At 48.3% G+C, this 12599-nt stretch carries 9 protein-coding genes; 5 read left to right on the top strand and 4 right to left on the bottom strand.

Features of this window, described 5'->3' with window-relative positions; genetic code table 11:
• Window positions 1-137: 137 nt before the first annotated feature.
• Both AAEZ06_RS01715 and AAEZ06_RS01710 read right to left on the bottom strand, forming a co-directional pair.
• On the bottom strand, window positions 138-1277 hold the full coding sequence (locus AAEZ06_RS01715) for a hypothetical protein (RefSeq protein WP_350612599.1): 1140 nt from the start codon (window positions 1275-1277) through the stop codon (window positions 138-140).
• 427 nt (window positions 1278-1704) lie between these two features.
• Window positions 1705-3135 carry an IS1182 family transposase gene (locus tag AAEZ06_RS01710; RefSeq protein WP_350612597.1) on the bottom strand — a complete coding sequence of 477 codons (1431 nt, stop codon included), beginning with the start codon at window positions 3133-3135 and terminating at the stop codon, window positions 1705-1707.
• Window positions 3136-3397: 262 nt separating this feature from the next.
• On the opposite strand from AAEZ06_RS01710, the gene AAEZ06_RS01705 reads away from it, so the two are divergent.
• The 3 genes from AAEZ06_RS01705 (at window position 3398) to AAEZ06_RS01695 (ending at window position 8361) form a co-directional block, all read left to right on the top strand.
• Window positions 3398-4579 carry an AlbA family DNA-binding domain-containing protein gene (locus AAEZ06_RS01705; protein ID WP_350612595.1) on the top strand — a complete coding sequence of 394 codons (1182 nt, stop codon included), beginning with the start codon at window positions 3398-3400 and terminating at the stop codon, window positions 4577-4579.
• A 388-nt stretch (window positions 4580-4967) separates the two neighbouring features.
• The gene (locus AAEZ06_RS01700) at window positions 4968-6809 is read left to right on the top strand and encodes an RNA-directed DNA polymerase (protein WP_350612593.1); all 1842 of its coding nucleotides are present in this window, start codon (window positions 4968-4970) and stop codon (window positions 6807-6809) included.
• Complete coding sequence (locus tag AAEZ06_RS01695; RefSeq protein WP_350612591.1) at window positions 6802-8361, top strand: DNA polymerase; 1560 nt, start codon at window positions 6802-6804, stop codon at window positions 8359-8361. The genes AAEZ06_RS01700 and AAEZ06_RS01695 overlap by 8 nt, the downstream gene beginning before the upstream one ends.
• A 648-nt stretch (window positions 8362-9009) precedes the next feature.
• Here AAEZ06_RS01695 and AAEZ06_RS01690 read toward each other — a convergent pair.
• Both AAEZ06_RS01690 and AAEZ06_RS01685 read right to left on the bottom strand, forming a co-directional pair.
• Complete coding sequence (locus AAEZ06_RS01690) at window positions 9010-9339, bottom strand: hypothetical protein (RefSeq protein WP_350612589.1); 330 nt, start codon at window positions 9337-9339, stop codon at window positions 9010-9012.
• Between the two features lie 246 nt (window positions 9340-9585).
• Window positions 9586-9804, bottom strand: a complete 219-nt coding sequence (locus AAEZ06_RS01685; protein WP_350612587.1) for a hypothetical protein — start codon at window positions 9802-9804, stop codon at window positions 9586-9588.
• Window positions 9805-10116: 312 nt separating this feature from the next.
• On the opposite strand from AAEZ06_RS01685, the gene AAEZ06_RS01680 reads away from it, so the two are divergent.
• Window positions 10117-11574: an RES family NAD+ phosphorylase gene (locus AAEZ06_RS01680; protein WP_350612585.1), complete on the top strand. Its 1458-nt coding sequence runs from the start codon at window positions 10117-10119 to the stop codon at window positions 11572-11574.
• 72 nt (window positions 11575-11646) lie between these two features.
• Entirely contained in the window at window positions 11647-12354 is a 708-nt protein-coding gene (locus AAEZ06_RS01675; protein ID WP_350612583.1) for a hypothetical protein, read from the top strand.
• Window positions 12355-12599 lie beyond the last annotated feature (245 nt).

Raw genomic sequence — 12599 nt, 5'->3', positions numbered from 1 at the left:
AAACGTGATGTGGGTCAGCAAGCAGCTTTTTTTAGCAAGCTGAACGAGACTACTGGCGGGTTGAAGGGGCGCGAAAGAGAACCCGCCCTCAGCACCACTAGGGCCGAGACGCGATTCAGTTGTGATCGAGACGCGGTTCAGGCGTGACCTAACTGAGCTGGCGCCTCTCCTCCTTTAAACAATGCTTCCTTCAGTGCTGTTACTTCGGGAGAGTCCAGCAGGTCAATAAACTCAAGGGAGGTCGACCGAGCTTTTAGATTGCCAATTTCTTCAAGGAGCCCCACTACATCATAAATTGAATCCAGCCGATCTACGTCACGATCGTCTCGTGAAATTTTACCGTATGAGCGACGTATCAATTCCTGGACAGTGTCAGAACCTTGGATGCTCTGAATGCGAATAACGTCCACCTTGTAATATTTACTAGCTTCGTCCACGCTATACATCATGCTGTAAATATCACCTTCTTGTTCAAGCCCATCGATCAGCTTGTTGAGAATATCCCTAAGCGCACGCTCTAATATTTCGAGATTTTCTTCATAGCGGGCATGAATCTTCCCGTTAAAGATGATGGATAAAACGTTCAGTCCGTTCAAAACCTCAAGGAAAGCGTAGGAAATAGCATGAGCATGAGACTTGCTGAAGCGCTTGAATTTTGACTTGGTGACCGGGAGGCTAAGCCTAGGGTTTCGTTCACGCAGACAGCTTTCGTATGTCACAGACTCATACCCACTCCCGTACCAGACTTCGGTGAGGTTTAAGTACTCTTTGAAGTAACTATTCAAATTTGACGCTAGGCTAGAGGCAGCTTTAACCCCTGAAGCAAAGGTTATCTTCTCGTCGACGAGAAGACTTCTTTCGCTAAGACTTTGAAAGTTTTCACTGAACGCACTGACATCAGCAAATAGCCCAGAAGTTTGTCGCTCAAGTACTTTGTCGAGTTTGCTATCTAGCGCAGACAAGGCCTGCATTCTCTCGTCGATATAGCTCCGAAGCTCGATAGAAACAGCAGTCATCGAAACAAATGAGTATTGCTGGAAGCTGACGAATATTTGAGGAGAGAAAAAGTTCTCTGGCGGGGTTTCTAGAGACTTAAGATTACCAACAATCCTTCCACGCCGGTCGCGTAGCTCTGAACCTCTGAGCTTGTAATCTCCACTTTCGATTTTCTGCTGTATTGCAGCAGGAATCTTAACCGTGATTTTCCTTTCGGCATCCATTCTGTAAGCTTCTCCGGTCGTGAGTCCAGCAAACGGCGCAGGCCATACGATCAGCATACCAGCACGGCGTGACAGATTGATACCGCACGCAACAGCTCGCCTGGAGCCTAAAGGTGCTGGGCCGAAAGGCGCCAAGCTGGTCGTCGTATCTACCGGATGGCGGCGGACTCTTCGCCAACCCTACTGTGGCCTTGGTGGGATCAAATCAGCACCATCCATGGGCGTATTAGACGTCTCAGTTTCTGGACGGTTGGACCCGTTCGCGGACGAAGCCAAAGCAGACGCGAGTTCATCTCCGCACAAGGTTTGCAACTGGCAGCTATCGGCCCAGAGTGTGTAAAAACGCTCAAGGCCTCATCGTCTTGGATCATTGACGTTCGTGGCTGAACGATCGCATGGCAAATGCTGCGTATTGCATCAGTCGCGACCTGGAACACTTCAACGCTGTTTTTACAGCCTCTGGGATGGGCCAAAATCAGCTTTTTTATGCCGATAGCGCCTTCATCAAACCGTGAGCACCGATGATTTTCATGACTCGTTTCATGTTGTAGGCGAGCACATTTAAACTCATCTCCGCGCCCACCCCGGCCAGCTTTCGCGTGAGGAAGTGCGTCGCACCCATCCATTGTTTGAGCGTCCCGAAGGGATGCTCAACCGTCCGCTTTCGGACTCGCATCATCTCCGGTGCTTTGCTCAGCCGAAGCTGCATCTCCTCCAATACGGCTTCATGCTCCCAGCGTCGAACCCGCCGTTGCGTGCTCGGTGTGCACTGCGGCTTCATTGCGCAGCCCCGGCATTTCGAACTCCAGTAACGGTGCAACGTCAGGCCTTTTTCAACGTTGGTATAGCGCCAGATCAGCGCCTCTCCAGCCGGGCAAATGTATTCGTTTTTTGCCGCGTCATAGATGAAGGCATCGTTATTTAAACGCCCGTCAGCCTTGGCTCCAGAGGTCATCGGCTTGGGCACATAGGCGGTGATACCTGCATCGTGACAAGCCAGGATTTGTTCGCTTTTGAAGTAACCTCGGTCAGCCACTACCGACAACTTATCTGACGTCATCGCCTCGCGGGCCTGCTTGGCCATTGAGCTGAGTTGATCCCGGTCGGAACCGACGTTGGTCACCTCATGTGCAACGATCAAATGGTGCTGAGTATCGACCGCTGTCTGCACGTTGTAGCTGACGATTCCTGTGCCGCGCGTCATCATGGAACGGGCGTCTGGTTCGGTCAGTGAGACCTGTTTATCCGGCGATTCATTGAGCTGGATTTCGATCGCTTGAAGCTCCTTCATTTGAGTTTTGAGCTTGGCGATTTTCTCTTCCAGCCGCCCGGCACTGGGCTCGGAAGCTATGGGTTCTTGCCGATCGGCAGCATCGAGTGCCGCTAGGTAACGGTTGATACTCGATTCAATTTCTTCCATGCGCCGCTTCAGTTTGGCGCTGGTGAAATTGCGGTCGCGGTTGTTGGCTGCTTTGAATTTACTGCCATCAATGGCGACCAGATGTTCTCCGAATAATCCCAACTGCTGACACAGCACAAAGAACTGGCGACAGACGCCTCGGATGGCCTTGCTGTTGTCTTTTCGGAAGTTGGCGATGGTCTTGAAGTCCGGCATCAAACGCCCGGTCAACCACATCAGTTCGACGTTGCGCTGGGCTTCTCGCTCCAAACGTCGGCTCGACTGGATGCGGTTGAGATAGCCGTAGATGTAGATCTTCAGCAGGATCGCGGGGTGGTAAGCCGGCCGGCCAGTATCAGCTGGAATGGCACCTTCAAAACCCAGATTGACCAGGTCGAGTTCGTCGACGAAGACGTCGACTACCCGCACCGGATTGGTATCGCTGACGTAGTCGTCGAGGCTCTCGGGAAGTAAGGTGCCTTGGCCTCGATGTTCACCTTGGATAAAGCGCTTCATGGGCGATCCCTGCGATGAAATCCTCAGAAATCATAGCAAGAGTTCGCGAAGGCGTTTTTACACACTCGGGGCCAAAAGCAGTCGTACCCGTTACCCGTGTCGCGTCAGCATCCAGGACCAGCGGTACGCTTCGAGAGCAGGCAATGACAATGTCAACTCCCTGACTACCCGGGATTATCAAGCTTACTAACCCACGATGAACTAACCTGATCGCAGATAGCCTCCACAAATTAGCCGTTATAGACCCAGAGAGCGAATATCGATGATCGAACTGCTGAATACGTTACGCTACAAGAGCGAAGGCCCTGACATTGACTTTAAGTCTGCGCAGTATCGCTTCAATGGTGCAACTGAACTCGATAAATCGGAGATGCTGAAAGACATACTAGCGATTGCCAATTCGTGGCGTGATAGCACAGGTTACATCCTTCTAGGGTTCAAGGATCAACGCCCCCACCCGGCAGAAGTCGTCGGTATTCTGGACAGTATCGATGATGCGCAGATACAGCAGTTCATTAACGCTAAAGTAAAACCGAAGTTGACATTTCGCTACGAAGAACACCTGTATGAAGGGAAGACCGTAGGTGCTATAACCATTCCGAAGCAAAAGCGTCCCTTCTATCTCGCCAATGCTTACGGGAAAATAAAGAGCAACGTTGTGTACGTGCGGCGGGGCAGCAGCACTGACGAAGCGGAGCCTACAGAAATCGCCGCGATGGTAAACGACGACAGCGGACGCGGTGATATACGAATAGGCCTTTCATTGATAGCGCCTAATAACGAGGCCCTACCCAGCACTTTCGCCCGAACATACTTGGAGTTTTCCGAGGAATTTCCAGACTATAAGAAATCCCGAAAACCCTCAACTCCATTTGAGTTCCGGACTGAATCCATCATGGAGCGAGATAATAGTTATTTCTGGAGAGAATACGCTGAGTACATGAAAGTAGATGAAGCGGTTATCGCTGTTCAGTTTTTACTGTTGAATCAATCTGGTGTTCAACTTACAAACGCGAAGCTTGAGGTAGTAATTGATGCGCTTGATGACCAGCGCTTTCGGTTGCTTGAAGCGAGTGAGGTGCCGACTATGCCGAAGCCACAATGGAATTTCGCCGATAGACTAGCCACTCCCCCGTATGTGTTGACAAGGCAGAACTCAAGCTTGTTGGTAGATGACGAGAACGAATCAAAACCTGTAGTTCACATACGTTTTGGCTCTTTATTGCCTGGTGAGCAAGGCAGATCCGAGACTTTAGCTATCGTCCCGCAGGGCATCGGCAGGCTCCGCCTACGCATGCGTATCTTGGGAAGCGAGATAGCCACACCGATTGCAGAAGAGCATTTTCTTGAAGCAACAGGCGAATCTCAATCGCTTGACTTCGAAGGATTTCGACAGTTCGTGCAAAAGAAGCTTGCGGGTTCCAAAGTGCGCACGACCGAGTAACGGCTGGCATATTCGTGGCAGAGCAGAAATTCGCTGCTACCGGCCAATAGCTGACCTTTAAGTTATCTACAAAATCAGTAGCGATTCAGATCAGACGGTGACAGACGCCATCGCTTGCCTCACTCCCGATGACAGCCGGATGTCACTACGACGGAGGCCCCACGATTCGACAGAAAATTTTAGCCTCAATGATTCTTTTTATTCCTGTGGCAATACGCCAGCGGACATGCTACCAAGTAGACTTCGCCGGGACATTCGGATAAACGCTATCTCGCAGCATTTTTACGCATCGTCGCAAGAGTCAACAAAAGGTCTAATTCGCGGCATGGAAAAAAGCAATATAGATGGGTGATTTGGCTGCGCTACCTAAACTATCAAGGATTGAAGAATGGAAACAGAAATTGCTTCCGAAAACAGTGGCGAAATCACCGTCACCTGTGAAAGCGATTCACTTCATATTGCGCTAGACTTATTGTTGTCAGAGATACAAAACAACAAAGCACTGCTTAAAGATAATATCTTTCGAAAAAAACTAAACATCCTATTAAAAGAATCAAACTCCAAAAAGCTCATAACCTTAGATGGTAAAGATCCCCTTGAGCTATTAGCATTCCCAATTGATATCGATGCAGTATTACAGCACTTAAACCAAGATATGCGCGATGACTGGTTCGTTGACGTACTACAGCACCAAGACTTATTTTCTAATAAGTTACAACTGCACGACACGTTAAAATCTCTATTGCTTGAAGAAAATGGACGTTACTTAGGATGTGAAAGACAGGCGTACGACATCCCAAAGAAAGGTCTAGGGATTCGTTATTCATTAGAAACGGACTTCTATGATCGCTTCATATATCAAGCTATTTGCTCTTATTTGATGCCATTTTATGATCCGCTATTATCTCATCGGGTGCTAGGTCATCGATATAACAAAAAGCGACTGTCCGAGAAATACATATTCAAAAGCCGAATCGACTTATGGAAAACCTTCGAGGGCGTAACGAAAACAGCACTTTCTAATGACCAATCGCTGCTAGTCACCGATCTAATTAACTATTTTGAAAATATTTCCCTATCGGCCATAAGTACATCGTTTGAAACAATGCTTGAACAAGTGAGCGCATCAGGACCTGAGAAGACTTTAATTCGAAATGCGATACATACGCTATGTACGCTTCTGGCAAGATGGGGATACAACGAGAGACATGGCCTCCCTCAAAATAGAGATGCTTCTTCCTTCATTGCCAACGTAGTACTCAACTCAGTTGACCAGAACATGGTTGCATTGGGATACGACTACTATCGGTATGTGGACGACATCAGGATCATTTGCTCTTCACCGCGAACAGCCAAAAAAGCGCTTACAGATTTAATAAATCAGCTCCGGAAACTCGGAATGAATATTAACTCAGGAAAAACCGCGATCCTTACAAAGGATACTCCAGACTCCGAAATCGCCGAAAATTTCCCGACTACCGACGATAGGACACTTACAATCGACAGCATGTGGCGCTCCAGGAGTAGGAGAGTTATAGCCCGATCAGCAAAGTACATATATCAGTTACTTAAAGACTGCATAGACAACAAACAAACTCAGTCACGACAGTTTCGATTTGCAGTGAACCGTCTAATTCAACTAAGTGAAGCGAAGATCTTTGATATCCATACAGAGATTTCAGACGATCTTAAAATTCTAATAATAGAAACTTTAGAAGATCACGCTGCCTCTACAGACCAGTACTGCCGCCTTCTTTCAGCCCTAAACTTAACAGAAGATGACCACGGAAAAATCACTCAATATTTGATGGATGATGAGAAATCCATTCATTCCTGGCAAAATTTTCATCTTTGGTTGTTGCTTGCAAAGAACCGCTACAAAAGTGAAAGAATTCTTCAGTATGCATCCGCCAAAATACAGGCGGACGTTCTTCAAGCAGAGGCATCCGCGATCTTCATATACCTCCGCTGCGTTGATGAAAGTGCTGCATTAATTCCAGTCATACCGCAATTCAAAAGTACATGGCCTTTTTACCACCAAAGAAATTTTTTACTTGCCACTAGCGAATTTGGCAGGGAAGACTTACGGCCTTTAATATCAGAGTTGAAAACAAAGATAAAAGGTACTGCAACGCGAGCAAGATCTCATTTCAAAGACGGACGGCCTCTTACAGAGCGCGAATCAAGAAGCCCAATGGAACTATACGAAGAGATAAGCCCATATGACTAAGAAGGCTATAATTTTCATTAGGGATTACACGGATCAAGGAAAAGACAGATTTTTTATTTGGTCTGAAAAAGTTCTGAAAGAGGCATCTGCTGAAGATATATCCTCCCAAACAGAAGAGCTGGTTTGCCATGATTACTGGCTTATAGCCCCAATACTTTTCAGGCTAACTGGGAGGCTTCCAAAACTAATTACAGACGTCGAAGAGCTAAGGATTTCCATCTCTGGAAAGAGATCTGAGAGAGAGAAAAAAGAAAAGATAGACATCACCAATTCGCTTCAAGGCCTTATACCCAAAGAGACCATACAAAAGTATCTCGCGATATTTAACAGAAAAGAAGAAATCTGCGAAGAAACTCTTTCCATGTTTGCCGATGCTCTCGTATCGTATTCTAACCAAGTTGAAGCTGAAGCAAAACACGAGCAGGAATGGGATAGACTAGTCCAAGTAGAACAGCCTGTCGCGCGCTACCTGATAAGTTCTGCTGCGGCTGGAATAAATATAAGCACGGAACTGCTCAGAGGCCACAAGGATAAAATAGAATTCGATTTTTACATGGCCCTAAAGCACTTTTCGTCCAAATACAGTGTTCCTCTAGAGGTTCCGTCGGATGAAGATGTCGTGGAATATTTAGAGCCTCGCGGCTTTGATTTTTCTGGCGTAAATGTAGATTACGTACTCAATTTCGTCCCAATGCAGGACGAATATGCTGACGACTTACTAAATCTAAGAAAAATTCATAAATCTAGGATGGTATTGGCGGCAATACCGCTCAGCCAGAAAAAAATCTTCCCGATAGTAGACTCGTTCGGTTCGATTACCTCGCGCATTTACTTCAAAGACCCATCATTGCAAAATCTTGCTAAGCAGCACCGAAACATACTGATCCCAGATGAAGGAAAACTCTTCTCCTACGTCGATTACGATCAGTATGAGGCTGGAATAATGGCCGCGCTATCCGGCGATTCATTACTTACGAAACTTTATGCAGAAGGTGATCTCTATGAAATAGCGGCGGAATCTATTTTTCGGGATGTAACAAAGCGAAAAGAGGCGAAGCGACTATTCCTATCTTACGCGTATGGAATGAGGCATCGTGATTTAATTGATGCGGCTTACGGGTACGGCGCAGACAGACAACATGCAAAAGTTTTTTTTAAACAGTTCTCTGAATTTGAGGGTTGGAAATCCAAAGTTTATACTCAGTTTGAAACAGACGGCAAAATCGGAACCGCTCTTGGCAACCACATTAAGCGAGAGCGAACGGGAACTCTAAGTGAAAAGGAGAAGAGGTCTTCAATCAGTCAGCAAGTCCAAGGTACCGCATCACTTATTTTTAAAAAGGCTTTAATCACGATGAGCGGCGATCCACGAATCGAACTAAAAGTGCCGATGCATGATGCCGTGCTTTTCCAGCACCAGGCAGGTTTTGACCCGCAAGTCGTAGTCAAAATTTTTGCAGAGGCTATGTCCAACCACTTTGAACACAAGGTGACAGGGAAAGCATCGTTGGCGCCGTTTTGTCCTCCTCCAGAAGCAGTCCAGATTGCCTAACGAATGAAAATAACTAAGCCTATGCTAGCCCCGATTTTTTTTGTGGCGCCAACAATCGACGTTTCTGGTTACTAGCGGTGTCAATCTCCCGTGTTTCGGAGACACTTCTGTTAGTCCGCTTATGGCCGATAACTGCTTGTCGTGAAGGGCTGCAATTGGCAGATCTCTGCCTGTTGCGAGGGCCGTAGTGGACCCAGAGCGGATGCCCAGACATTCAAACCAAACGAGTAGATAATCGACTGCTATTCCAGCCATTTCTAGCGCGTATGAACAACGAATCTTCCCAACGCGAATCTACCGGCAGTACAGCATATAACCTTGCGCAGGCCCACGGTGCCCGGCCCCTGTCCGTTGATGGCTATCATCAAACGGTAGAACTGTGCGGTCGCGTCGCCTGCGGCTGGCTGTTCCGCTACAGAATCATTTGCAGCCTGGACATCCCAGCGCATGACCAAGAGTCATTCGCTGGCACTGTAGGTTGTTTGGTTGCTGACGACGGAGAGATACGTGATCTCTCAGGTCGGATGTCCATGGACATGTTTCATATGCTGGCATAGCTCGAGGGACACCTTGGCCGACCTCTGCCGGTGACGATGGGCGGGAGTCGGCCAACAGCAGCCTGGCTTGGCGCCTGCTGGGAAACATGGTTTACATCGACTTGACCGATACCACTTCTACATACCGGAATTTTTTCCTGGCTGTTTTGGTGGCTTCCTGCTCTGCCAGCAGCGTACTCAGAGTATCGGCTTCATGGACGATCTCGAGCGTCCTTCCTTCAAACTCATTGCTCACACGGAGAGTCACCAGAAGCCGCGGGGTAAAGGTTTTGGGGACCTTCTTTTTCGCCACTTTTGAGACGGACACGGCAGCGACGTCCGGCTGGATTTCTTCTAGGAGCGCGGTGCTCACCGGCGCAGATATTTCAGCGTTGCCAAACAAAGCTTGGCGCATCTCTTCTTCGGTCCATTCTTCGTTCATGCTGCTTCTCAAGGGCCTGATTACTAAACCAGCGCAATTCTAACAGCTAGTCATGGCAAGATAGTTTCCAGCACCGGAATGTGTTCTTAGCGCTACTCTCCGGTGGGGAATAAGGCTGGTCAATTCGCATCGGTACTCTCCACATCTCAAACGATCAGATCCAGCGAATCGGGTGAAAGATTACAGGTTGATTCAGCAGAATCATTTCGGTACCTGTGCAAGGGCGCAGCGGGCGTGAGATGAGGCCTATAAATGGCGTAGGCGCATAATCGCATCGGTGATGGCTCGTGCATTGCTGTCCAGCGTTTCCATGGCCCCCATTGCGTTAGAGGCGACACTTTCCACTCCATTCTCTGAGATCCATTTGGCCACTTCTTCAAGGGCCGCTGCTAGGGCGTGCTGGTTGTGCAGTAGGAGTGTGAGAGCGTCCGCTGTGGCTACGTTGGCTTCAGAGTTATCTGGCATGGGGATCGTCCTTGAGTAACTGGTATGGGAAGACTAGCTGAACACGCTGCTAGTTGAAGTCACTTCCTAGACCCGCTGGCACCTGGGTATTAGCACTGATTTGAAGACTCATTTGCAATTGACCTAACCAACCATTTGCAACGGATTCCCCCTCTAGCAACCATAACCGGCAGTGAACGGCCAAAAGCGTTCTTTGAGTGGCTACGAAATTAGGGGCTATTCACTTAGGCTAGATATTGATCAATCTACACCAGATTTTTTGCCCTCTGTTGGGGTACAAACTATTGAAAAGAATCAATCTGTGAGGGAAATATGGATCCTGAATGTGCTGACCAAGGCGAGCTGTCTGAAAAGTTGATTTGCCATGGATGTGTCGGTGAAGCCTACCTCTCACCTGTGATTTTCAGAGATGGTCGATCAGGGCCATGCTCATATTGCAGCGATCAAGAGGCTGTCTGTATCACGATTTTCGATTTAGCCAATCGCGTCGAAAAAACGTTTTCCGAACACTATTCTCGTACCTCAGACGAACCCGATGACTATCAATACGCGATGCTCCGTGATCGGGAGTCGGACTATGACTGGGAGCGCGATGGTGAGCCAATTCATGATCTGCTCTGCGAGTTGCTTGTTGTTGAAATGGATGTAGCTTCGGACATCGTCGAAGTTCTTGCTGATCGGTTCGATTGCCGAGGGCCGGGAGATCCAGATGAAGGAGAATCTGATTTTTCACCAACCACCTACTACGAGTTGAATTCGCTCTCGCTCGGCTTTTGGAATCAAAAGTGGGAACGTCTTGAAGATGCTTTGAAGAATGAGTCGCGGTTCTTCAACCGAGAGGTCTTAGAGGTGCTGAAGTCAGTTTTTGCAGACCTTCATGATGTGCGGTCCAGGAGCCATGGCCTGGCAGTGGTGACTGTGGGGCCTGACACATTCCTTCCTGCATTATTTAGAGCAAGGGAATTTCAAAGCGAGGAGGGGCTGCAAGCTGCACTTTCGGATCCGGTCAGAGAGCTTGGTCCCCCTCCAGGGAAGTTTGCCCGTGCAGGGCGCATGAATGCGTCAGGGATATCTGTCTTCTATGGTGCCGAACAACCTCAAGCTGCGTTATCTGAAGTCCGGCCGGTTGTGGGCAGTAACGTCGTTGTGGCGAAGTTTTCGATTGTCCGTCCACTGAGTCTCCTGGACCTACGTGCACTGGAGACTGTTGTATTCACGCGTAGTGTATTTGATCCGATCTCCGCCGAGGAAAGAGTGCGCATGGGATTTTTACGTACCCTAACGAAACGACTTACCGTTCCCGTGATGCCCGGTGCTCAAGATAGAGAATATCTGACCACACAGGCTGTCGCCGATTACCTGTCGGGCTTTACTGAACCACAGTTGGATGGGATTCTTTTTCCATCCGTACAAAACGGTAGCGGCGTGAATGTTGTGCTCTTTCATAAAGCTTCGTGGGTGGAGCCGTTGGACAAACCCGAGGGTACGGAACTCTGCGCATCCATCAAAGAATATGACTACGAATCTGGCAGTGAATACGACTGGTACCAGATTTCATTACGGGCAGCACCGGAAGGTAATGATGAAAGGTCTGCGAACGCTTCGTCGTCAGATATTCATAGCTTCCTGATTCCACAGCATGAAGCAACTGAGCGAAGGCCGGCGCTTCGCCTCGAAATGAATTCTATAGATGTCCACAAAGTCGATGCTGTAAAGGTTAAGACCACTCCACATTCGGTGTATGTGTCCTTCCGGAAACCGAATTCATAGCAATGCAAGGGATCTATGACTAGCGACGATTTCTGAACACTGCCGTGAACGCATTTTCTGAGAGATGAAACAGTGAAATTTGATAAGCCTTTTCATTTAAATACAGGTAACCAATCTGTGATGATTGGAGGCAAACCTCCTGCAATAGTTAAGAGTGACCTTGAGGCAGGTGTGGCTCGATTAGGGGGCCTTGGGCGCCACCCCAGCTATTTCGAGTCTTACCTATATTCTGCGTCGGTATTGATCGAACGAGGTCGGGTAACGGGAAGCTTGGATGAAGTTGGGCTGCCCGGTTTCTACCTTCAGCGCCATTCCATTGAACTCCTACTGAAAGAGTTATTGGGTTGGTTAACCAGCATTTCAGAGCTTCGTAATCAGTTAGGTCGATCTGTCAGTAAGCCGAGTGACGAATTACTACGGGATATGCGTACCAGTCACGACCTAACTGAACTCTACGATCACGTGATTGAGCTTGCTAGTATGCTCAGTCTTTCACTCCCGCCCGACGAGCTTGGAAGCTTGATCAGGGATATGGAAATATTAGAGATAGCTGAAACCTGGTCTCGATATCGTTCGTCATCGAAAAAGCAAAAAAACAGCGGCGCTCGATTACATGTGGATCACATCCCAGACGAAGTCGTAATTCCCATTGTCGAATTTCAAGAGCGATTAGATGCAATTGCCTGCCTCACATCCTCGCGTGAAGCTTTCGGGGCCACCTACGAGGACGAGTTCGTAGAGGTTTGGTCAGAGCTGAACGCCGCAATCGAAAATTATTAAAAGAGTATTCTCCTAGGGGGCGGTATTTGCATGTTGCGGGTGCGATTAGCATAGCCCCTATGCGAACGGCTGACTATGTTTTGGCCATTAAACATGGCATGGATACGGTCACGCTGAGTTTTTCCAAGTGATGTGCTTCACTGGTAAGCGTCTGGTGAACACGCCTTGCGTAGTTAAACGAACGCCCACCTGTGCGGCAGCAACTGCGTAAGCCAGCCGCACATCATGGACGCAGCGCGAAGACT

Origin of the sequence: Pseudomonas sp. HY7a-MNA-CIBAN-0227, assembly GCF_040310325.1 — a bacterium.
GTDB lineage: Bacteria > Pseudomonadota > Gammaproteobacteria > Pseudomonadales > Pseudomonadaceae > Aquipseudomonas.
This window is presented reverse-complemented; position numbering and strand designations above follow the sequence as displayed.